The following is a 25,729-nucleotide window of genomic DNA, read 5'->3' on the forward strand; positions in this document are numbered from 1 at the left end:
CCTATTCCGCCAGCAGGGCTTCAAGTTCTTCAGTCGAAAGACCGTCGAGTTCCGCCAATGCCGCATGGATATCGTCTTGCAGTTCTTGGCGCGCAGCCTCGGCGTAAGGGCGCAATGCCTCGACATAACGGGCGAAGGCCTCAAGCTGTGGGTGTTCGAACAGCTCGCGCACACCAACGTCGAGATCGAACTCACGCTTGAGGCGTGAAACGGTCTGTACCGCCAGCAAGGAATGCCCGCCCCGTTCGAAAAAGTGGTCATCAAGGCCTACACGCTCCACGTCCAGTACCTGCGCCCAGATACGGGCGATGGCCTGTTCGGTATCGGTCTGCGGCGCCCGGTACTCGCGGCCTGCAGCAGCGTCCGGCTCGGGTAGCGCGCGACGGTCGAGCTTGCCGTTGGCGGTCAGTGGCAACGTCGGCAACACCACGATCTGTGCCGGGACCATGTACTCCGGCAGCCGTTCGTGCAGGTGGGCCTTGAGCTCGTCCTGAATCGTCGGCGCCGAGCTGGCGACATAACCCACCAGCCGTGGGCCACCGGCGCCCTCCTTGACCAGCACCGCCGCTTCGTTGACCTGCGGGTGGCTTTGCAACTGCGCTTCTATTTCCCCCAGCTCGATGCGGAAACCGCGAATCTTCACCTGCTGGTCGATACGCCCCAGGTATTCCAGGCTGCCATCGGACAGTCGCCGGGCCAGGTCGCCGCTGCGGTACAGACGTTGGCTGGCATCGAACGGGCTGGCGATGAAACGCTCACTGGTCAGTTCCGGGCGGTTCAGGTAGCCGCGGGCCAAACCGGCACCACCGACGTACAGCTCACCGGCAATGCCGACCGGTTGCGGGTTGAGGGCCGCATCCAGCACGTGCAGGCTGAGGTCGGCCAACGGTCGGCCAATCGGGCTCGGTCCCTTGTGAGCAAGGTCTCGCTCGGTGATTTCGCGGTAGGTCACGTGCACCGTGGTTTCGGTGATGCCGTACATGTTGATCAAGCGCGGCTGGCGATCACCGTAGCGCTCGAACCATGGCCGTAGGCTTTCCAGTTCCAATGCCTCGCCGCCAAAAATCACGTAACGCAGGCTCAGCGGCGCCGTACTTTTCTGCGCCAGAGGGATCAACTGACGGAACGCCGATGGCGTCTGGTTCAGCACCGTCACGCCCTCTTCGCTCAGGAGCTTGAGGAAGTCTTCCGGTGAACGGCTGGTGAAATACGGCACGATCACCAAAGCACCGCCGTGCACCAGGGCGCCAAAAATCTCCCACACCGAGAAATCGAAGGCGTAGGAATGGAACAGGGTCCAGATGTCGTCGTGCTTGAAACCGAAATCGCCCTGGGTGGCCTGGAACAACCGCTCGACGTTGCGCTGGGTTAGCTGCGCGCCTTTCGGCTGGCCGGTCGAGCCCGAGGTGTAGATCACATAGGCCAGTTGTTCCGGGTCGATAGTCACCTGTGGTGCGCTGCATGGCTCTGCAGAAAGGTCCAGGGTGTCCAGCGCCAATGCCTGTACCGGCAACTGCAAGTCCAGGCTGGACAGGCTGATGACCTGGTGCAGGCCGGAATCCTCGACCATGTAGGCCAGCCGCTCCGCCGGGTAGTCCGGATCCAGCGGCACATAGGCACCACCCGCCTTGAGCACAGCCAACAGGGCGACGATCAGTTCAGGCGACCGTGGCAGGGCCACGCCGACCAGTACATCGCTGCCCACACCGAGGCTCACCAAGCGATGGGCCAGTTGATTGGCACGCTGTTCCAGCTCGGCGTAGCAGAGGCTGACGCCCTGATGACGGATCGCCACGGCGTCAGGGCGCAACGCCGCCTGCGCGGCAATACGGGCCGAGATCGGCACGAACGCCGGGAAGTGTTGCTGCACCGCGCTCCAGTGCACCAGTTGTTGACGCGCGGTGACATCATTCAGCTCCAGCCGCCCAAGCGGTTGCGCAGCATCACGGGCCATACCGAGCATCAAGCAGCACAGTTGTGCCATCAGCTGCTGCACGGTTGTGTCATCGAATGCTGCACGGTCATGGCTACAGGAAAACGCCAACGCTTCACCCAGGTTAACGGTCAGGGCCAATGGGTAGTTGGTCATCTCCAATTGATCGACAGGGCCGAACTGCAGGGCCTGGTCCTGATGCTGGCGCAACGCCTGATCCACCGGGTAGTTTTCGAACACCACCAGCGTATCGAACTGCGCTTGCCCGCCTTGCCCGGCCCAGCCCTGTATCACGTACAGCGGCGTGTGTTCATGCTCGCGCATGGCCAGGTTGTCGGTTTGCAGGGCGCGCAAGTAGTCGCCCACCGCCTGTTCGGCGAGCGGCTGCTGAATAACCGGCAATGTGTTGATGAACAGGCCCAGCCAGGACTCGACCCCTTCCAGCTGCGTGGGGCGACCCGCTACGGTGACGCCGGCGCACACATGCTCAAGACCGGTGTAGCGCTGCAGCAAAAGCAACCATGCGCCCTGTACCAAGGTGTTGAGCGTGATCCGCTGGCGCTGTGCAAATTCGCGCAGACGATGTGTTTCGTCTTTGGTAAGCCCCCGTGCGCATGCGCCATAACCGCTTTCCTGGCTCTGGGAGACAGCACTGGCCAACAGGCACGGTTCGTCCAGTGGCGCCAGCCGTGCACGCCAAAAGTGCTCACTGGCCTCAACATTCTGCTCTTGGAGCCAGTCGATGTAGTCACGGAAACCGCCTTTGACCGGTTTCAGTGCCAAGGGATCCGCGTAGTGGCGAAGTACCTCGCCAATCAGTTGGGCGTTGCTCCAGCCATCGAGTAACAGGTGATGGCTGGTCCAGATCAGTCGATGACGCTGGTCGCTAACGCGCACCAGGCACAAGCGCAGCAAGGGTGCGTGCTGCAAATCGAAGCCACGGGCGTGCTCTTCGCGTGCCACCTGTACCAGCGCCTTCTCGTCAACGGCGCGTTCACGCCAGTCGAGCACCTGCATCGGCACCTGTAAATGACGATGAACCACTTGTACCGGCGCAGGCAGGTCTTGCCAGGCAAAGCCCGTGCGCAGGATCGCGTGACGCTCCAGTGCAGCCTGCCAGGCGGCGCGGAAACGCTCGACATCCAGGCCGTCGATATCAACACACAGTTGGTTGATGTAAGTACCGGCGTGCGGTGCAAACAATGAGTGGAACAACAGCCCTTGCTGCATAGGCGACAGCGGGTAGATGTCTTCAATTTGACGTGGCGGGACGGCCAGGCTATCGAGTTGCGCCTGGGTCAGTTGCGCCAGTGGGAAATCACTGGGCGTCACACCGCAGGCCATTGGGCTCATGCAGTGATCAAGCAAGCGGATGAGTTCGCGCTGGTAATCGTCCAACAGCACCTGTAACCGGGCACGACTGAAACGGGCAGCGTCAAAGCGCCAACTCAAGCGCAACTCGCCGGCATACACCTGGCAGTTGATTTCCAGCGCAGCCAATGGGGGCGTACCTGCCCCCTGCTCCACCCCTGCCGATTCACTGGCGGGGTGCAGCAGGTCATCGGCGCCGAAGCTGGTGTCGAACTGCCCCAGGTAGTTGAAGGTGACCTGTGCCGCAGGCAACTCATGCAACTGCTCGGCCCTTGCCAAGTAACGCAGGGCACCATAACCAACACCTTTATGCGGCACCTGACGCAGGGTCTCTTTGCTCGCCTTCAGCGTCGTCGCCAGATCGCTGTGAGCGCCAAGGCGCACCGGGTACAGGCTGGTGAACCAACCGACGGTACGGGTCAGGTCGAGGCCATCAAACAACGCCTCGCGGCCATGCCCTTCCAGATCGATCAGCACGCTGGGCTGCCCACTCCAGTCACACAAGGTACGGGCCAGGGCCGTCAGCAGCAGTTCATCAATGCGCGTGCGGTACGCCGTGTTCGCGGTTTTCAGCAACTGGGCGGTTCGGGCCTTGTCCAGGGTCAGGGTCAGGCTTTCGATACCGCCGCCGGGGGTGCCGTCCTCCGGGAACTGATCCATGGGCCCCGCAAGCTGCTGTTGCCAGTAGGCCACTTCCGTTTGCAGTACCTCACCTTGAGCAAAGGCTTCCATATGTTCGGCCCAGTGCTTGTAGGCGCTGGTCTTGGCCGGCAACGGTAACCCGGCGTAGGCCTGCTGCAAGTCCTCCAGCAGGATGCGCCACGACACGCCATCAACCACCAGGTGATGCACCACCAGAAGCAAGCGGGCCGTTCCATCGGCCAGCCGCATATGCACGGCGCGCAACAGTGGGCCGTCTTGCAGGCTGAGGCTGCCTTGCGCTTCGTCGCAATGGGCGGTGATTTCTGCGGCAGAAGACGCTTCGCGCTCCCACAGCAAGGCCTGCTCGTTCGGGGCTCGATGGTGTTGAACCCAGCGGTTCCCCTCCTGCTGACAGCTCAGGCGCAAGGCATCATGGTGCGCCACCAAGGCCTGCAAGGCGCGGTTCAGCGCCTGGCTGTCCAGCGGTTGCGCGGCCTTGAGCAGCACCGACTGGTTCCAGTGGTGCCGCTGAGGAATCGGCTGTTCAAAGAACCAGGCCTGAATCGGCGTCAGCGGCACTGCGCCACTGACCGGGCCTTGGTCAATGGCCAACCCACCTTCCAGCGGTTTGGCCACACGCGCCAGGGTTTGCAGGGTCTGGTGTTGGAACAGGTCTTTGGGCGTCAGTGCCAAACCGGCCTGCCGCGCACGGCTAACCACCTGGATCGAAACGATAGAGTCGCCACCCAGTTCGAAGAAATTATCGTGCAACCCGACCTGCTCCAGCCCCAGCACCTGTTGCCAGATCACGGCCAGTGCGAGTTCTTCCGGCGTGCCCGGTGCCTGATAAACCAGGCTCTCCCATACCGGCTCCGGCAGGGCCTTGCGGTCCACCTTGCCATTGGGGGTCAGCGGGAAGCGTTCCAGCACCAGGATCTTGCTCGGCACCATGTAGTCCGGCAGTTGCTGCCTCAATTCAGCGAGCAAGGTTTCAGCCAGGCTGTCATCCGCCGCAGCGACCACATAGCCCAGCAGATGCTTGCCATTGACCACTACCAACGCTTCGCGAACCGCAGCATGGGCCAGCAGGCAGGCTTCGATTTCACCCAGTTCGATGCGGTAACCGCGCAACTTGATCTGCTGGTCGATACGGCACAGGTACTCCAGTTGCCCGTCATGACGACGGCACACACGGTCACCAGTACGGTACAGACGGCCACCGGTGTTCGAGAACGGGTCGGGGATAAAACGTTCGGCGGTCAGGTCCGGGCGCTGGTAGTAACCTCGCGCGAGCCCTTCGCCCCCTATATACAACTCGCCGATCACGCCCGTCGGAACCGGGTTGAGGTCGGCATCGAGAATATGCGCCTGACGCGCCCCGACCACATCACCCAATGGCGCATAGGCGCGCGTTGACGGCCGACCATCGGCCTGCCAGAGCATCGGCGTGATGACGCATTCGGTCGGGCCGTAGCCGTTGATCAACTGGCAACCCAGCGTCTGCTGGAGCAGGCTCAGGATTTGCGTTGGCACCGCTTCACCACCCAAGGTGCAGAGGCGAACCGCCAGCTTCCGCGGTTCACTGCGCAGGGTGTCGCCCAACTGCTGGGCATAGGACGGCGGCAGATCAAGCAGGCTGACCCGCTCGCTGTCCAGCACCTGCAACAAACGCTCGATGCCCCATACATCCTGCCCGCGCATCACCACCCGTGCCCCAGCGGCCAGCGGCAGCAACCACTGCTCGGCGGCGGCATCGAAGCCCAGCGAGGCGAACAGCAACATCGCATCATCCGGCGTCACCTGATAGATACCCTGCATCGCCGCCAAGTGACCGGCCAATGCACCATGGCTGACAGCCACGGACTTGGGTTTGCCGCTGGAACCGGAGGTATAGATCAGGTAGGCCAACTGCCCGGAATGCACCGTGACCTGGGGTTGGCTGTTGGATTCATGTTGCAGGTCCATCCGGTCCAGCACGTAGGCGCCAATACCCGTCGGCAGGCTCATCTCGGTCAGCGCTTCAGCCAGCACCCACTCAAGACCGGCTTCATGGGCCATAAGCGTCAGGCGCTCGACCGGCAATTCAGGGTCCAGCGGCAGGTAGGCAGCGCCGGCCTTGAGCACGGCCAGCATGGCGATCAAGGCGCGTGGCGTGCGCTGCAGCAACACGCCCACGGGCTGCTCCGGCTGCAGCCCGTCACGGAGCAAGCGCTGCGCCAACTGGTTGCTGTGCGCATCCAGTTCAGCAAAGCTCATGTGCAAGCGTTTACCGTGCTCATCCCAGACCAGTGCCACCGCATCCGGCCGCTCAACCGCGTGTTGCGCGATGCGCTGATGAATGGGCAGTGCACCGCTGTAGCGGCTGGCGACTGCCGGTAGCTGACGCTCGGCGGGCAGTAGCAGGTCCAGGCCTGCCAGCGGTGCGCGAGGCTGGGCCAGTAGTTGCCCAAGCAAGCGCTCGAAGCGCTCAGCAAGGCGGGCAATGCTCCGTGCTTCGAACAGTTCGACGGCGTAGGTAAAACTCAACTGCAATGAACCGTCCGCCGCCTCCAGGCTGTCCAGAATCAGTTCAAACTGCGCGTTACCCACGCGGTTAGGCAGCACTTCGGCGCTCAAGCCTGGCAACTGCCGTAAACCCTCTGCGATTTCACGCTGATGGTTGAACATCACCTGGAACAACGGCGTACGGCTCAGGCTGCGCTCCGGTTGCAGCGCGTCCACCAGCCGCTCAAAGGGCACGTCCTGGTTCGCCTGGGCTTCAAGGCCAAGGGCATTGACCTGCTGCAGCAGTTGCGCGAAGCCCTCGCGCCCATCGACCTGAATACGCAGCACCTGGGTGTTGACGAAAAAGCCGATCAGGCCTTCGAGTTCCAACCGGTTACGGTTGGCTTGAGGAATACCGATGCGCAGGTCACGCTGGCCACTGTGCCGATACAGCAGCCAGGCATAGGACGCCAGGAGCAGCTGAAACAGCGATGCCCCGTGCTGCCCGGCCAATGCGCGCAAGCGTGTGCCGAAGGCGGGTGGCAAGGTCAGTACATGCTTGGCACCGCGCAGACTCGGCATTGCCGGGCGCGGATGGTCCAGCGGCAACTCCAGCAACGGCTGCTCGCCGCCCAGCCTGTCACACCAGTACGCCAGTTGTTCGGCGACCTGTGGGCCGTCCAGCCGCTGCTGTTGCCACAGCGCGTAGTCGGCATACTGCAGAGAAAGCGCAGGCAAACGCGCGGCGCGGTGCTCCTTGGCGGCGCGATACAGTTCGGCAAACTCGTCGATCACAATGCCCATCGAGGCACCGTCGGTGATGATGTGATGCAGGGTCACCAGCAACACCCAGCGGTCGTCCGCACGTTCCAGCAGGGTAACGCGCAACAATGGCCCATTGCCCAGATCAAACGGGCGCAAGGCTTCACGCCGGGCTTCTTCGAGCACGGCGGTGAACGACTGCCCATGCATCGGTACACGGGTGATGGAAATAGGTCGAGGCTCATCAATCAGCTGCTGCGGTTGGCCAGCGGCGTCGAGCGCAAAGCGTGTGCGCAGGCTTTCATGACGCGCCACCAGCGCGTCGAACGCCTGCTGCAGCGCCTGATGATCAAGCGTGCCCTGCAGTTGCAGCGCAGCCGGAATGTTGTAGGCCGCGCTATCAGGCTCCATCTGCGCGAGGAACCACAGGCGTTGCTGTGCGGCCGATAACGGCAACACCGATGGCCGAGGTGCAACCCTTAACGGTGCCTGCGCCGCAACCTGTTCAGGCAACTGTGCGACAGCGCTGGCAAAGCCGGAAAGGTCAGCGGCTTCAAACAGGCAGCGCAACGGCACTTCACGCTTGAGTTGTCGACGAATGCGGCTGATCACCTGGGTTGCCAACAGCGAATGGCCACCCAGCTCAAAGAAATTGTCGTCCAGCCCTACCCGTTCAACACCCAGCACCTGCGCCCAGATCCCGGCCAGGCTGATCGCAGGCTCGCTGTCGGCGGCTCGCCATGCGCGGGCCTGCCATACCGGCTCAGGCAAGGCCAGCCGGTCGATCTTGCCATTGGGTGTCAGCGGCAGTTGCTCCAGCACCACGATCTGCACGGGCACCATGTACTCGGGCAGGCTGCGACGCAGTTCGGCTTTAAGGGTTTCGGCCAGCGTTTCCCCCGCTGAAGCCGCGACATAACCGACCAGGCGCGTGCCAGCGGCGGCTTCTCGGGCCAGCACCACGGCAGCACGCACCTCGGCGTTGGCCAGCAGTTGCGCTTCGATTTCACCCAATTCAATGCGGAAGCCGCGAACCTTGACCTGATGGTCGATACGTCCGAGGTATTCCAGGACGCCATCGCGCCGCCAGCGCACCAGATCGCCTGTGCGGTACAAACGCGCCCCCGGCTCACCGAACGGGTCTGGCACAAAGCGCTCGGCGGTCAGGTCCGGGCGTTGATGGTAACCACGGGCCAGGCCTGCGCCGCCGATGTACAACTCTCCGGTGATGCCGACTGCAACCGGCTCAAGACGCGCATCGAGTACATAGGTCGAGGTCGCGGCGATGGGCCGGCCAATGGGTTGGTTCGCCGGGCTGACGGCGCGCATCGCTTGCGCGGTGGACCAGATGGTGGTCTCGGTGGGACCGTACAGGTTCCATAGCCGGGCACCGTTACTGCCCAGCGCTTCGGCCAGATCGCGCGGCAAGGCCTCTCCCCCGCAGATCAGGGTGTGGCGCGATGACGGCTGCCACCCGCTTTCCAGCAGGATGCGCCATGTCGCCGGGGTTGCCTGCATGACGTCGGCCTTTTCCAGCGCGGCTTGCAGCGCCAGGCCATCGCGGGCCTGTTCGGCACTGGCCAGCAGCACGCAGGCGCCACGCGTCAGCGGCAGGTACAGCTCCAACGCGGCGATATCGAACGACAGCGAGGTCACCGCCAGCCAGGACTGACCGGCAGCGATGCCCGGTGCCTCGGCCATCGATTGCAGGAAGTTGCTCAATGCGCCATGACGGACCATCACCCCCTTGGGTTTGCCGGTGGAGCCCGAGGTGTAGATGACGTACGCCAACTGCTCCTCAGCCACGGCAATGTTCGGGGCCGTGCTCGGCTCTGCGCCAAGGTCCAGTGTGTCCAGATGCAAGGCCTGGATGCCTTGCGCCACGTTCAGGCGCTCTGCGACCACGGTGCTGGTCAGTAGCAGCTCCAGGCCAGAATCTTCGATCATGTAGGCCAGGCGCCCCGCCGGGAACTCCGGGTCCAGCGGCACATAGGCCGCACCGGCCTTGAGCACGGCGAGTAACGCCACTAGCAGATGGGGTGAACGCTCCAGCGAGACCCCCACCCGCGCATCGGGGCCAACGCCCAGCGCTAGCAGCCGATGCGCCAGACGATTGGCCCGTTGCTCCAACTCGACAAAGCTCAGGGTTGTGCCCTCGGCAACCAGCGCAGGTGCATCCCCCTGGCGTGCGGCGCAGGTTTCAATCAGGCGGTGCACCGCTGTCAGTTCCGGGAAGCTGCGGGTGTTATTGGCCAAGGCCACGATGCTGCGACGCTCGTCCTCGTCGAGCAATGGCACTGCGTCCAGTGCACAATCCGGGGTCTGCGGCAGCACCTGCAACAGGCGCAGGAAGTGTCGCGCGAGCTGCTCAATACTGGCCGCGTCAAACAGGTCAGTGGCGTAGCCGAAGGTCAGCCGCAAGACGCCAGCGCTGTCCTCCTCACTGTCCAGGTTGAGGTCGAACTGCGCGTTACGGCTTTCACGCTCGAACGGCTCGACACGCAGCCCCGGTAACCGAGCCAGGGCATCAAGGTCACGACGCTGATGGTTGAACATCACCTGGAACAGCGGGTTGTGGCTCAAGCTGCGCTCAGGTTGCAACGCTTCGACCAGTTGCTCAAACGGCAGGTCTTGATGTGCCTGTGCCCCAAGGGCGGCTTGCTTGACCTGTTCAAGCAAGTGGGCGAAGCCCTGTTCGCCGTCCACTTCACTGCGCAACACCTGGGTGTTGACGAAGAAACCGATCAACCCTTCACATTCCAGGCGCTGACGGTTGGCGATAGGCACGCCAATACGCAGGTCCCGCTGACCACTGTAGCGATACAACAGGACCTGAAACGCCCCGAGCAGCACCTGAAACAGCGTACAGCCGTGACGCTGGGCAAACTGACGCAGTTCATCGCTGAGCGCGGCCGGTACGACCAGCGCATGTTTGCTGCCACGGTAATCGCGCACTGCCGGGCGTGGGTGGTCGGCGGGCAGTTCGAGCATCGGCTGACGCTCACCCAGTTGTTGCCGCCAGTAGGCCAGTTGGCGATCCTGCTCCCCCGCTTCCAGCCAACTGCGCTGCCACAACGCGTAGTCACGGTACTGGATCGTCAAGGCCGGGAGCTCAGGCTCGCTGCCGGCGCTGAACGCCGCATAGGCCTTGGCGAACTCGTCGATCAGTACCTTCATTGACCAGCCATCGGCGATGATGTGGTGCAGGGTTACCAACAGCACATGCTCGTCATCGGCCAGACGCAGCAGGCCAACCCGCAGCAACGCGTCGTGTTGAAGGTCGAACGGCGTCAGGGCCTCGAGCATGGCCGCGTCTCGCGCAGCGCCTTCACGTTTAGCGGCCGGCAAATCGCACAGGTCCTGCTCGCGGATGTCCAGCGCTTGCTGGTTCAGCACGATCAACTGTGGCTGATCATCGTGACCACGCTGAATACGGCTGCGCAGTGTTTCATGACGCGCAACGATCCGCTCGAACGCACGCTGCAGGGCGGCACGGTCCAGTGTGCCGCTCAGGCGCAGCGAACCGGCGATGTTGTAGGCACTGCTCTGCGGCATCAATTGTGCGAGGAACCACAGGCGTTGCTGCGCGTATGACAGTACCCCACTGTGGGCACCGATCCCCGCAGGGATCGGCAGCAGGTTGAGGTTAAGGTTCTGTTCCCCCAAGCGTTGGAAAAACACCCGACGTTTCTCACCGGGCAGCGCCATGAAGCGCTGTGCCAGTTCTAGCGCGACAGTCTGGTCAAGCATGTTCAGTCAATCTCCAAATCGGTGAGAAGTGCTGCCATCCGGCGTGCGGTGTCGGCGTTCAACGCCTGGCTGTGGCAGGCATCGACCTGCGCGCAGAAACGCGTCAGGGTGGTGGCTTCAAAAAGCTCGCGCAGTGCAACCTGAGTACCCAACTGCTGTTGCACACGGGAAATCACCTGGGTTGCCAGCAGCGAGTGGCCGCCCAGTTCAAAGAAGTCATCGTCCAGGCCGACCCGCTCAACGCCTAACAGTTCGGCCCACAGGCTGGCTACAGCCCGCTCGGTATCGGTCTGCGGCGCCCGGTACTCGCGGCCTGCAGCAGCGTCCGGCTCGGGTAGCGCGCGACGGTCGAGCTTGCCGTTGGCGGTCAGTGGCAACGTCGGCAACACCACGATCTGTGCCGGGACCATGTACTCCGGCAGCCGTTCATGCAGGTGGGCCTTGAGCTCGTCCTGAATCGCCGGCGCCGGGCTGGCGACATAGCCCACCAGCCGGGGGCCACCGGCGCCCTCCTTGACCAGCACCGCCGCTTCGTTGACCTGCGGGTGGCTTTGCAACTGCGCTTCGATTTCACCCAGCTCGATGCGGAAACCGCGGATTTTCACCTGCTGGTCGATACGCCCCAGGTATTCCAGGCTGCCGTCGGACAGACGCCGGGCCAGGTCGCCGCTGCGGTACAGACGTTGGCTGGCATCGAACGGGCTGGCAATGAAACGTTCGCTGGTCAGCTCCGGGCGGTTCAGGTAGCCACGGGCCAAGCCGGCACCGCCGACGTACAGCTCACCGGCAATGCCGACCGGTTGCGGATTCAGGTTGGCGTCCAGTACGTGCAGGCTGAGGTCGGCCAACGGTCGGCCAATCGGGCTCGGGCCTTTATGGGCAAGGTCTCTCTCGGTGATTTCGCGGTAGGTCACGTGCACCGTGGTTTCGGTGATGCCATACATGTTGATCAAGCGCGGCTGGCGATCACCGTAGCGCTCGAACCACGGTCGCAGGCTTTCCAGTTCCAGGGCCTCGCCGCCAAAAATCACGTAACGCAGGCTCAACGGCGCCGTGCTTTTCTGCGCCAGCGGGATCAACTGACGGAACGCCGACGGCGTCTGGTTCAGCACCGTCACGCCCTCTTCGCTCAGGAGCTTGAGGAAGTCTTCCGGTGAACGGCTGTTGAAATACGGCACGATCACCAAAGAACCGCCGTGCACCAGGGCGCCAAAGATTTCCCACACCGAGAAGTCGAAGGCATAGGAATGGAACAGTGTCCAGACGTCGTCTTGGTTGAAACCAAACTCACCCTGGGTGGCCTGGAACAGGCGTTCGACGTTGCGCTGGGTTAACTGCGCGCCTTTCGGCTGGCCGGTCGAGCCCGAAGTGTAGATCACATAGGCCCGTTGTTCTGGGTCGATAGTCACCTGTGGTGCGCTCGACGATTCTGCAGAAAGGTCCAGGGTATCGAGCGCCAACACCTGTACCGGCAACTGCAAGTCCAGGCTGGACAGGCTGATCACCTGTTGCAGGCCGGAATCCTCGACCATGTAGGCCAAGCGCTCCACCGGGTAGTCCGGATCCAGCGGCACGTAGGCACCGCCAGCCTTGAGCACGGCCAACAGGGCGACGATCAGTTCCGCTGAACGAGGCAAGGCCACGCCGACCAGTACATCGCTGCCCACGCCCAGGCGTATCAGCCGATGGGCCAGTTGGTTCGCGCGCTGCTCCAGCTCGGCGTAGCAGAGGCTGACGCCTTGATGACGGATCGCCACCGCGTCAGGGCGCAACGCCGCCTGCGCGGCAATACGGGACGATACCGGCACGAACGCCGGGAAGTGTTGCTGCACCGCGCTCCATTGCGCCAACTGCTGCCGCTCGGTAGCGCTGTTGAGCTGCACCCCACCCAGCGCTGTGTCACTGCCAGCCACCAGGTGTTTGAGCACCTGCAGCCAATGTGCGCCCAACCGCTCAATGGTCGAGTGTTCGAAACGTTCGGCGGCATACAACAGGCGTACGTGAACCACACCGTCAGTGTTTTCTTCGGTGTCCAGCACCAGGTCAAATTGAGCACTGCGCTCTGTCAGTTCCAGGCGTTCAAAGCCGAGCCCGCTGCGTTGCGCCAGGCCGGCGATATCGCGGCGCTGGTGGTTGAACAACACCTGAAACAGCGGGTGCGTCCCGGGTGTGCGCTGGCTGACCAGCGTCTCCACCAACTGCTCGAACGGCACGTCTGCGTGGGCCTGGGCGTTGAGGGTGACATCCCGGGCCTGGCCCAGCAGTTCGCCAACCGTCTGCACAGCAGCCAATTGCAGGCGCAGTACCAGCGTGTTGATCAAACAACCCACCAGCCCCTGGCTTTCGCCCTGCTCGCGGCCACTGACCGGCAAGCCGATGCGCACATCGTGTTGCCCGCTGTACCGTTGCAGCAGCAGACCGAAACCGGCCAGCAGCACATGGAACAAGGTACAGCCATTGGTTTGCGCGGTGTGGCGCAGATCCGCGAGCAATGCCCCGTCCAGCGTAAAGCCATGGCAGGCGCCACGCCCCTGCGACAGTTCCGGGCGGGCACGGTCATACGGCAGGGCCAGCGGTTCGCCCGCGTCCTCCAGTTGCGCAGTCCAGTAACCCAGTTGGCGTTGCATTTCGGCGCCATCCAGACGCTCACGCTGCCAGGCGACGTAATCGACGTAGTCCCACGCCAACACAGGCAACTGCGCAGTCCGCCCAGCCTTGGCGGCGGCGTAGCACTCACCCAGTTCGTCCATCAACAATGCCATGGACCAGCCATCGGCGATCAGGTGATGCAGGCACACCAGCACGACGTGGCGGTCCTGTTCAAGCTGCATCAGCGTGACCCGCAGCAACGACGCATGCTCCAGATCGAATGGACGGGCGATCTCGTCGGCGGCTATCTGATGCACTGCAGCAAGGCGTTGCCCCGGCGCTACATGATTCACGTCGACATCGCGCCACTGCGGTCGGCGCCCAGCGACGATCCTGAGTCGCGGTTGCCCGGCGTCATCGAAAAACGCGGCGCGCAGCATTTCATGGCGTTCCGCCAATTGGGCAAAGGCCTGGCGCAAGGCGTCATGCTGCAGTTCGCCGCTCAGTTGCAAGGCACCGGCAATGGTGTAGGCACTGCTTTGTGGGTCCAGTTGCGCCAGGAACCACAGCCGTTGTTGCGCCGCGGACAGCGGCAAGACGCCCGTGCGTGGCAGCCGGGGAATAGCCGGCGTCTCGGGTGCGGCCAAGGCCGCCGGCGCCGGTTGCAATGCCGCCAGGGCAGCAATGGTCGGCATGGCGAACAACTGTTTCGGTGTCAGCTTAAAGCCACGTTTTCTGGCACGGGCAATAATCTGCAGGCTCAGGATCGAGTCGCCGCCCAGTTCAAAGAAATTGTCGTCACGACCGACCTTGTCGCACTTGAGTACCGCCTGCCAGATCTCGGCCAGGAGGGTTTCATGCTCGCCTTGCGGGGCCGCGAAGTGCTGCGCGGAGCTGGCCTCGGCCGGTGCAGTCGGCAAGGGCAAGGCGTTTCGATCGAGCTTGCCATTGGCATTCAACGGCAAACGTTCGAGCAGGATCAGTCGGGCCGGCACCAGATAGTCCGGCAGGTGCTGTGCAAGGCGCTCGCGCAGGCTGTCCAGGTGCAGGTGCGTGCCTGTTTCTGCCACCAGATAGCCCAGTAATTGCGGATGTTCATCGGCGTTCAGGCTGGCCAGTCGCACCGCAGCGGCCGCGACCCCCGGCAATGCACTCAAGCAGGCGGTGATGTCGCCCAGTTCGACGCGGTTACCGCGAATCTTCACCTGATCGTCAGTGCGGCCGAGAAACTCCAGTTGCCCCTCACGCAGGCACACGCGATCCCCCGTACGGTACAGCCGCTCGCCCGGGAATGCAGGCGCGAAGACAAAGCGCTCAGCGGTCTGCCCGGCTTGCCCCAGGTACCCACGCGCCAGGCAGCGACCGCTGAGGTACAGCTCTCCCGGCTGCCCGGCGGGCAACAACCGTTGCTCGGCATCCAGCACCCGCGCAACCACGTTGGCCAGCGGCCGGCCCAGCGGCAGGCGATCGGGTATCGAGTGATCGGCGCCCAGTGCCCAGGTCAGCACGCCCACCGTGGTTTCACTCGGGCCATAGTGGTTGATGATCCGGCAATCCGGACGCAATGCGCGAATGCGCTCCAACAGCGCCCGGTCGCAGGCTTCGCCCCCCACGATCAGGGTATGGCCGGGCAGCACATCGGCTGCGCGCTCGGCGTGCAACAGGCCACGCAAATGGCTTGGCACGATTTTCAATACCTCAACCTGATGGCGCGTCATGTACTCGGCGAAGCGATCGGGGTCAAAGCGCCGCTCCTGCCCGGGCACATGCAGCAGGCCGCCATTACACAAAGCGCCGAACAGCTGGGTATGGCCCAGGTCCGCAGCACTGGTCGACACCAGCGCCATGCTTGCCCCGGAGGGCAATTGCAGGCGCTCGAGAATGGCCTGTACATAGTTGGCCAATGCGCCATGCTCGACCAGAACGCCTTTAGGCTGCCCGGTAGAGCCCGAGGTGTAGATCAGGTAGGCGCCCTGCTCGGCGGACACGCTCAGTGCAGGGGCTTCGGCGCTCTGGCCACTCAGCTCAGCGCTGTCCAGCGCCAACAGCGGATGCGCGCAGGCCTCGGCCAACGTTTGGGTGGCTGCATGGCACAGCAGCAACGCCGCACCACTACCGTCAAGCAGCCTGCCAAGGCGTTCAGCGGGCTGGCGACAGTCCAGCGGCAGGTACACCGCACCGGCCTTGAGGATGCCGAGCAAACCGATGACCAGGTCAACCGATGGCTCGACACACAGGCCAACCGGCGTTTCCGGGCATACACCGCGCTGGATCAGCGCATGGGCCAGGCGGTTGGCGGCCGCTTCGACCTCGGCCCGACTCAGCCGTTGCTGTTCGTCCTGTAGCGCAGGGGCATCGGGGTTCAAGGCCAACTGTTCGGCCCAGCCATCAAGCACCGTCACCCACGGGAACTCACGTGTATCGCCGCGCAGTTCACTCAGCGCGTGCGCTGCATCGCCTGGCAGCGCCAGCGGCAGTTGCTGCACACGCAGCTCAGGTTGGTTGGCCATGGCCATCAGCACCTGCCGCACTTGCAGCAGCAAGCGTTCGATCTGCTGGGCGGTGAACGCAGCGCGTTGGAACGAGAACGTCAGGTGCAGTTGCTCGTCGAGGCTGGCGATCAGGCTCAACGGGTAGTTGTTACGCCCACGTGCCGCTGCCTCGGCCGCCTGATCGTCGAGCAGGCTCAGTTTCAGGCCCGCCGGTTGCTGGCGCAGCACCTCGTCCAGCGGGTAGTTCTCGAACACCAGAATGCTCTCGAACAGTGCGCCGCTCTGCACGCCGTCGCCGGGACGGGCCACGCGCTGCACGTCGGCCAGTGGGCTGTGCTCCAGCGCACGCAAGTCCAGGTTGGTGCGCTGCAAGGCTTGCAACCAGGTCGCCACCGATTGCTCCGTCGGCAGTTGGACCCGCAGCGGCAAGGTGTTGATGAACAGCCCGACCATTTCCTCGACCCCGGCCAGCGGCAAGCCGCGACCAGAAACCGTGATGCCGAACAGCACATCGCTGCTGTTGGCATAGTGCCCCAGCAACACGGCCCAGGCGCCCTGCAACAGGGTGTTGATGGTAACCCCCAGACGCTGCGCCGCAGCACGCAGATGCGCGGTTTCACTGTTTGCAAAGGTGCTGCCGAGTTCGGCATACCCCCGTTGCCCGGATGCCGTTGAAAGGCGACCCGGCAGCGGCGTTGGCGCCGTCCAGTTGGCCAATTGCCCGTGCCAGAAGTCCTGGCGAGCCGCTACGGATTGCCGTTGCAGCCAACCGATATAGTCGGCGTACGGCCGTGAACCGATCGCGCCCGCCCCGGCTGCATGGCCATGATAATGGCCCAGCACATCGCGCAGGATCAGGCCCATGCTCCAGCCATCAAGGGCGATATGGTGGTTGCTCCAGATCATCCACCATTGATCTTCAGCAACACGTAACAGGCCCAGGCGTATTTCACCGGCACGGCGGAACTCGAAACCGGCACGGCGCTCCCCGTCCAGCAGGTCCTGACGACGTTGGCGCTGTTCACTCAGGCTCAGGCCGCGCCAGTCATGGGCCTGCAGAGTGACCCGGGCATGGCGCTGCACCACCTGCAACGGCATGCCGACTTCTTCCCAGTAATAGGCGGTACGCAATACCGGATAGCGCTCGGCAACCCGGGTCCAGGCCGCAATCAATGCCTCCTGGTCCAGCAGGCCTTCGATGAGGAAGCCACGCTGGTAGAAGTAGGCATCCTCGACGCCGTCTTGCAGAGCGTGGAACAGCATGCCCTGTTGCAGCGGCGATAACGGATAGACGTCTTCGATTTCGCGAGCCGCCAACGGCAAGCTGTCCAGTTGCTCCTGACTCAGGCGGGTCAGCGGGAAATCGCTTGGCGTCACCCCGCCCGCCTCGGCGCTCAGGCAATGTTCGAGGACTTCGTGCAACGCCTCGGCGTAGCCGTCCAGCAAGGCCTGCACACTGGCAACACTGTGCTGCGTCGTGTCGAAGCGCCAGTTCAGGCTCAGCTCGGCGCCATGCACTTGGGCATTGATTTCCAGGCGCTTGAGCGAGGGGGCTTGCGCGCTCTGTACTTGCCCGCACGACTCTGTCGCCAAGACGAACAGCCCCTGCGCCGCGAAGCTGGCGTCCAGTTGGCCAAGGTAGTTGAAGGTCACCTGCGCAGCAGGCAACTCAGCCAGTTGGGACGCCCCCGCCAGATAACGCAGGGCGCCATAACCGACGCCTTTGCTGGGCACCTGACGCAAGGCTTCCTTGATTGCCTTCAGGTTCTCGCCGATGCCTTCGAAACGCATCAGGCGTTGTGGGGACAGGCTGGTGAACCAGCCAACGGTGCGGGTCAGGTCGAGGTCTGCGAACAACGCCTCGCGGCCATGCCCTTCCAGATCGATCAGCACGCTAGGCTGCCCGCTCCAGGCGCACAAGGTCCGGGCCAGGGCCGTAAGCAGCAGTTCGTCAATGCGTGTGCGGTACGCTGTGTTCGCGGTTTTCAGCAACTGGGCGGTGCGGGCCTTGTCCAGGGTCAGGGTCAGGCTTTCGATACCGCCACCGGGGGCGCCATCTTCGGGGAACTGATCCACGGGGCCGGCCAACTGCTGTTGCCAGTAGGCCACTTCCGTTTGCAGCACCTCGCCGTGGGCAAAGGCTTCCATGTGTTCGGCCCAGTGCTTGTAGGCGCTGGTCTTGGCCGGCAATGGCTGCCCGGCGTAGGCCTGCTGCAGATCCTCCAGCAGGATGCGCCACGACACGCCATCAACCACCAGGTGATGCACCACCAGCAGCAAGCGGGCCGTCCCATCGGCCAGTCGAATATGCACGGCACGCAGCAGTGGGCCGTCTTGCAGGCTGAGGCTGGCTTGCGCTTCGTCGCAATGGGCGGTGATTTCAGCAGCAGAAGACGCTTCGCGCTCCCACAACACACCCTGTTCGCTCGGAGTTCGATGGTGTTGAACCCAGCGGTTCCCCTGCTGCTGCCAGTTCAGGCGCAAGGCGTCATGGTGCGCCACCAAGGCCTGCAAGGCACGGTTCAGCGCCTGGCTGTCCAGCGGTTGCGCGGCCTTGAGCAGCACCGACTGGTTCCAGTGGTGCCGCTGCGGAATCGGCTGTTCAAAGAACCAGGCCTGGATCGGCGCTAGCGGCACCGCGCCACTGACCGGGCCTTGGTCAATAGCCAACCCACCTTCCAGCGGTTTGGCCGCACGCGCCAGGGCTTGCAGGGTCTGGTGTTGAAACAGGTCTTTGGGCGTCAGCGCCAAACCGGCCTGCCGCGCACGGCTGACCACCTGGATCGAGACGATCGAGTCGCCACCCAGCTCGAAGAAGTTGTCGTGCAACCCTACCTGTTCCAGCCCCAGCACCTGTTGCCAGATCGCAGCCAAGGCCAACTCTTCGACAGAAGTCGGCGCTTGGAAGGTCTGGCTTTCCCACACTGGCTCCGGCAGGGCCTTGCGGTCCACCTTGCCATTGGGGGTCAGCGGGAAGCGTTGCAGAACCAGGATCTTGCTCGGCACCATGTAGTCCGGCAGTTGCTGTTTCAGCTCGCTCAGCAGGGTTTCAATCAGGCCATCATCGCGGTTCGACACCACGTAACCCACCAGGCGTTTGTCGCGCAGCAGCACTACCGCCTCACCGACGTCGGCATGGGCCTGCAGCCGCGCTTCGATCTCGCCCAATTCGATGCGGTAGCCGCGCAGCTTGACCTGTTGGTCGATACGCCCCAGGTATTCCAGATTGCCGTCGGCCAGCCAGCGTACGCGGTCGCCAGAGCGGTACAGCCGGCCACCGGTGGCGGAAAACGGGTCCGGTACAAAGCGCTCGGCGGTCAGGTCTGGGCGCTGGTGATAACCACGGGCCAGCCCTTCACCGCCAATGTACAGCTCGCCTGCCACACCCGGTGGCAACAGGTTAAGGTCGGCATCGAGCACATACAGGGTGCGGTTGCCGACCGCACGGCCGATGGGGGCGTAGGGTGTTTCGCACGGTACATCGCCGTCGGCCCGCCACAAGGTCGGGGTGACGATGGTTTCCGTCGGCCCGTAACCGTTGATGATGCGCGGCGCTTTCAGGCCACGGCGCAGCAGCTCGAAGGTCTCCCGCGACACCGCTTCACCGCCGATGGTGCATGAGCGCAACGTTAAAGGCTGCGGATGCGACAAAGCCCACTCGGCCAGTTGATGGGCATAGCTGGTGGGGAAATAGGCCACGGTAACGTCTTGGTCCACCAGCGTCTGGTAGCTCTGCTCTGCCGAGATCAGCCCCGGGCCACGCAGCACCAACCGGGCACCGAACATCATCGGCGACAACCACTGCTCCACCGCGCCGTCAAAACTGATCGAGGCGAAATGCAGGGCAATGTCGTCGGCGCTCATGCCGTACAGTTCCCCAGCAGCACGACAGTGCATGCTCAGGGCACCGTGCTCGACGGTCACGCCCTTGGGTTGGCCGGTCGAGCCAGAGGTGTAGATCATGTAGGCGCGTTGCTGCGGGGCGACCGTCAACACGGGCGCCTGTGTTGGCGCGCAGCTCAGGTCCAACTGGTCCAGGGCCACGACTTCGACGCCTTCAGGCCACGCCAGTGCCAGCGCGGCATCGCTCAGCACCCACTTCAGGCCCGCGTCCTTGACCATGTAGGCCAGGCGCTCGGCCGGGTACTCCGGGTCCAGCGGCACGTAGGCGCCCCCGGCCTTGAGGATCGCCAACGGGGCGAGAATCAGTTCCAGCGAACGGTCCAGCGCGACGCCAACCAGGGTTTCCCGGCCCACGCCCAGATCGATCAAGCGATGGGCCAACTGATTGGCACGCTGCTCCAGCTCGGCGAAGGTCAGCGAGCGCTCGCCGCACACCAGCGCCACGGCGTCGGGACGCAAGGCGGCTTGCTGGCTGATGGCTTCATGCACCAGCGGCAGGTGTGGCGTAACGCCCGCTGGCTGGCTCCAGGTGTGCAGTTGGCGATGCTCGTCGGCATTCAACAGGGCCAGCTCGGCCAGCGGTCGAGACGCCCGCTCAGGCAACTGCGCCAGCAGGGCCAGTAATCGCTCGGCGATACGCACAACGCTGCGCTCATCGAAGCGCTTGTGCGCGTAGCTGAAGGTCAACACAAGGCTGCCGTCGGCCTGTTCTTCACTGTCCAGGCTGAGGTCAAACGGGGCATCCCCGAGCAGCCGTTGCAGGCCCAGCAATTGCAGGCCCGGCAAGGCGTGCAAGGCACTGTGATCCTGTTGCTGGTGGTTGAATGCCACCTGGAACAACGGGTTGTGGCCCAGGCTGCGCTCAGGCGCCAAGGCGTCCACCAGTTGCTCGAACGGCAGATCCTGATGGGCCTGGGCATCCAGCACCTCGCTGCGCGACTGGCGCAACAGCGCAACAAAGCTTTGCTGTGGATCGACATCGGCACGCAGTACCAGTGTGTTGACGAAGAAGCCGACCACGCCTTGCAGTTCCCGACGCGGACGATTGGCCACTGGCACGCCGAGACGAATGTCACGCTGCCCACTCAAGCGTTGCAGCAAGGCCTGGAACGCGGCCAGCAGTAGCATGAACAGGGTGCTGCCTTCGCCCAGCGCCAGGCGCCTTAACAGTGCAACCCGCGTGGCCGGCACGACCACACTGTAACGGGATGCCAACTGGGATGACTGCTCGCCGGTAACGCTATCGACAGGCAATTCCAGGACCGGCTGTTCGCCGCCCAGGCGCGACGTCCAGTAGTTCAATTGCCGCTGCTGTTCGTCGTCACGCTCAAGGCGCAAGCGCTGCCAATCGGCAAAGTCGACGTAGCCCACCGGCAGCGCTGGCAAGGTCAACGGCGTGCGGTCGCAGGGCTGCTCGCAGAAATGCGTGTAGAGCCGGGCGAACTCGTCGATCAGCACGTGCATCGAGCTACCGTCAGCGATGATGTGGTGCAGGTTGACCAGCAACAACGCCTCATCGTCGGCGCGCTGAAGCACCTGTACACGGATCAATGGCCCGCACTGCAGATCGAACGGCTCACGCATTGCCTGATCGGCTCGTCGGCGCAGTTGCTCCAGGCTGTCGGCAGGCCAATGGTTGAAGGTCACCTGCAAGGCATCGACAGGCAGCAGGCGCAACCAGGGTTGGCCATCGCGCTGCGGGAACTCACTGCGCAGGCTTTCATGACGGGCGAACAATTGGCCAAAGGCCTGCTGTAGCGCGAGGCGGTTCAATACGCCACGCAGGTGCAAGGTCGCGGCGATGTGATACGCGCTACTGTGCGGTTCCAGCTGAGCAAGGAACCACAATCGGCGCTGACCGAGGGACAACGGCAGCGCGCCGCTGCGCGGCAACCGGCTGATCACCTCCAAGGCCGGTCGACCGCTGGCCAGCACGGTGTCCAGCACCGCAGCGAACGCACGCAGGGTGGGCGCTTCAAACAGCAGGCGCGGCGCCAACTGGATGCCGAGTTCATCCTGCAGGCGGGCCAGGCCCTGCATGGCAAGAATGGAGGTGCCGCCCAGGGCAAAGAAGCTGTCTTCGGGTAACACCTGCTCGACCTTCAGCACGTCCTGCCACAGCGCGGCGACATGCGCTTCCCGTGGGCTCAAGGCGGCGGCTGGCGCGTTGCCCGGCTCGCGCACCTGATCGGTCGGGTAAGACGCGTACACGTCATCGCTGCCGGCCAACCACAAGTGGCGGCAGGTCGAGCGCTGCACTTTGCCACTGGTGGTCTTCGGCAATGTCCCCGGCTGCAACAACAGAATCACACTGGCCGGTTCTTGATGGGCCAGCGCCACGCACTCGCGAATCGCGCTGAACAAGGCGGACGGCGTGACCTGCTTCTGAACCGCACGGCTGACTTCCACGGCAATGCCGATACCCTCGCGGCCATCGACCTGCACCGCAAATGCCGCAACACGGCCTTTGCGCAGCAGGTCGATTTGATCCTCGAGGTTTTTTTCGATGTCCTGTGGGTACAGGTTATGCCCGCGAATGATGATCAGGTCTTTGCTTCGACCGCTGATAAACAGCGTGCCATCATGCACAAAGCCCAGGTCGCCGGTGCGCAGGAATGTCTGCTGGCCGTCGCTCACGAAGGCTGCTGACGTGGCCTCGGGATTGCGCCAGTAGCCGTGGGTAACACTCGGCCCGGCAAAGCAGACTTCGCCAACCTGCCCGTCGGCCAGCGCGTGCAGTGAGCCCGGCGCGGCGATGCGCACCTCGTGCTCGGCCACCGGCCCGCCACACCCCACCAGGCAATCGCCCTGCTCTGCGGCAACGGCCTGCCCCTGCGCCAGTTGATCGCGCACGAAGTGCTCGGCGCGCAAGCCCTGGCCTCGTTGACCGGCACTGACGAACAGCGTCGCTTCGGCCAGGCCGTAGCACGGGAACAGCGCTTGTGGGTCGAACCCATAAGGCTCGAACTTCTCGCAGAACGCTTGCAGGGTGTCATGACGCACGGGCTCGGAGCCCGAGAACGCCAGGCGCCAACCGCTAAGGTCAAGGCCGGCCATGGCACTGTCACGCCCCCGCTCGACGCACAGGCGAAAGGCGAAATCCGGCCCGCCGCTGACGCTGCCGCCAAAGCGCGACACCGCTTGCAGCCAGCGCAACGGGCGCTCAAGGAAGTGCCGGGGCGACATCAACACCACTTCGATGCCGCTGTAGATCCCTTGCAGCAGGCTGCCGATCAGGCCCATGTCGTGATACAGCGGCAACCAACTGACGATCACGTCGCGGTCATGAATGCCGAAACCGCTGCGAATCGCCCGCGCGTTGGCAATCAGGTTGTCGTGACCGACCATCACGCCTTTGGGCGTCGAGGTAGAGCCGGAGGTGTACTGCAAAAAGGCCAGGCCGTCAGGATCAATGCACGGCGGCTGCCACAGCGAAGCCAGGGCCGGGTCGAGTACATCGACCGCCATCAGTTCAATGCCGGCCAGTGCCGGCAGATCGCGCTGTAGCGCTTGCAGGCCCGGCAGCAAGGCACTGTCGGTGAGGATGAAGCGTGGCTCGGCGTCGCCGATGATCGCCAGCAAACGCTCAAGGTGCTGTGGCTTGAGCGATTCGGGTGGGTAAGCCGGCACAGCGACACAACCGGCGTACAGGCAGCCGAAGAACGCCCCGACATAGTCGAGGCCGCTGGGGAACAGCAAGACCGCCCGCTCACCGGCCCCTGCACTGCCCTGCAGGGCTGCGCCGACGGTACGGGCGCGTACATCCAGCTGGGCGAAACTGCAGGTCTGGCTGGTTTCGTCGCCATCGACCAGCCAGCGCAGCGCGGTACGGGTAGGTTGCCGCGCGGCGAGGTATTGCAGGCGTTCGACGAAAGTGCTGTCCGCGGGAATTTGCACGCTCATTACATCACTCGCTAAGAAAGAGTAGAAAAGCAGCGCCCGGCTGGGCGGCTGCACAATGCGAAGTCATCAAGAGGCCATCGACCCGTTTCAATCAGCGCGGTGGCCTTGAGCCATTGCTACCACCACCTTGCGCGGCCCTTCGAACGGGTGACGGGCGTGGGCGGTGAGCATGTTGTCGAGCATGAGGATGTCGCCGTTTTGCCAGGGGAAGCTGATCTCCTGTTCGGCGAGTACGCCGCGCACTTCATCGAGCAGGCTGTCCTCGATCGGCGAGCCGTCGGCGTAGTACACGTTGCGTGGCAGGTCGTGCGGTTCGACCACTTCCAGCAGCGACGCACGCACCTCAGCCGGCAAGTTGGAGACGTGGAACAGGTGCGCCTGGTTGAACCAGACGTTGTCGCCGGTGCGTGGGTGCACCGCCGTTACCTGGCATACCTGGCTGGTACGCAGCTCACCGTCCTCCTTCCACTCACAGGTCACGCCGTGGCTGCGGCAATAGGCTTCGACATAGGCCTTGTCGGTACTGCCGAAGACATCTTCCCAGGCCACATCCAGGCCGTTGCCAAAGTTGCGCACATAGCGCAGGCCACGGCGGACAAGGTGTTCGCGCAGGCGCGCATCGATACGCCGGTACACTTCGCGGCTGTCGGCAATCGGCGTGGCGCCGCCAACCGTTGCGGCTTGGGCACAGTAGAACCAGATGCGCATCGGCCATTCGCGGGTGTAAGCCTGCTCGTTGTGCAAAGGGATGTGCTGGTGCTTGGGGTATTCGGTCGAGGTGTAGACGCCGCTCGACACCTTGCTGCGGGGTGTCGAGCCGAATTCGTAGCTGAGCAGCGGATGGCCGAACGCCGCCGCGAAGCCCTGGAATTCATCGATGCCGTTGACGTCGAAACCGCGGAACAGTAGCCCCCCGGCCTGCTCCAGGCGCACACCGGCCAGGTCGCTGAGGGCGGCGAAGTTGGCCATCAGGGGCGCCCGCTCCTGCTGCGGGGTAATCAATAGCGGCAGGCTCTGGCCGGGAATCAATGCCTGGACGTCGACGCCCCAATCGGTGCAACTCATGCGTTCGTGCATCTGTGTAATCCTCCTGAACGCCGCCTCGGCGGCCTGCTGATTCATCCGCACACCCGTTCGCTGCGGCGCAATCGCGCAAGGTGTGCGCGCAGGTGGTCGAGCACCTGGGCTTCACGCGCATGCAAAAAGAAGTGATCACCGACGAATGAGGTGCAACTGAAGGTGCCGAGGGTTTCCCCACGCCAGGCTTGCAGGGCGGCCGCGCCTATCGCGTCGCCATCACCGCCCAGCACGTGCACTGCACACGTCAGGGGTGGCCGGGGTACCGGGGCATAGTTGGCACACAGGCGAAAATCGGCGCGCAGCACTGGCAACACCATCGCCATCAGCTCAGGGCTGTGAATGACCGCTGCAGCCGTGCCGCCAAGCCGCTGCAACTCGTCGATCAGGTCAGCGTCGGCATCCAGCCGCGTGTAACGCTCATCGTCCCGATGACCGGGCGCGCTGGCACCAGAGAGGAACAGTTGCTCAGGTTGCGGCAACCCGCCGTGGCGCAAGGCATGCGCCACCTCGAAGGCAATCAATGCGCCCAGGCTGTGACCGAAAAAGGCGTAGGGCGCATGAAGATCGGCACGCAACTCGGTGACCAGTTGCGCGACCAAAGGCGCCAGTTGCTCGTGCAACGGCTCGCCGAAGCGAGCACCACGGCCCGGCAGCTCGACCGGTCGAACATCGAGCCAGGCCGGCAAGCCGCGGCGCCAGCGTGCATAGCACTGGGCGCTGGCCCCGGCGTAGGGGAAACAGAAGAGTTTTACCACGAGGTCTTCTCCACCAATCGTCTACAACGCACCACAGAACCTGATGCGTGTATGGAACGTTATGC

4 protein-coding genes are annotated in these 25,729 nt (G+C 63.8%); all 4 read right to left on the bottom strand.

Annotated features, from left to right (window positions below; translation table 11 throughout):
- Nucleotide 1: 1 nt before the first annotated feature.
- A complete protein-coding gene (locus CS390_RS12960) occupies nucleotides 2–10,942 on the bottom strand; it encodes a non-ribosomal peptide synthetase (protein ID WP_099774853.1) in 10,941 nt (3,646 codons plus the stop codon).
- Nucleotides 10,943–10,944: 2 nt separating this feature from the next.
- Nucleotides 10,945–23,829: a non-ribosomal peptide synthetase gene (locus tag CS390_RS12965; RefSeq protein WP_099774855.1), complete on the bottom strand. Its 12,885-nt coding sequence runs from the start codon at nucleotides 23,827–23,829 to the stop codon at nucleotides 10,945–10,947.
- An 87-nt stretch (nucleotides 23,830–23,916) separates the two neighbouring features.
- Nucleotides 23,917–24,894, bottom strand: a complete 978-nt coding sequence (locus tag CS390_RS12970) for a TauD/TfdA family dioxygenase (RefSeq protein ID WP_099776674.1) — start codon at nucleotides 24,892–24,894, stop codon at nucleotides 23,917–23,919.
- 53 nt (nucleotides 24,895–24,947) lie between these two features.
- On the bottom strand, nucleotides 24,948–25,664 hold the full coding sequence (locus tag CS390_RS12975) for a thioesterase II family protein (protein ID WP_099774857.1): 717 nt from the start codon (nucleotides 25,662–25,664) through the stop codon (nucleotides 24,948–24,950).
- Between the last annotated feature and the right edge of the window lie 65 nt (nucleotides 25,665–25,729).

Source organism: Pseudomonas sp. HLS-6, from assembly GCF_002753995.1.
Lineage (GTDB): Bacteria > Pseudomonadota > Gammaproteobacteria > Pseudomonadales > Pseudomonadaceae > Aquipseudomonas > Aquipseudomonas defluvii.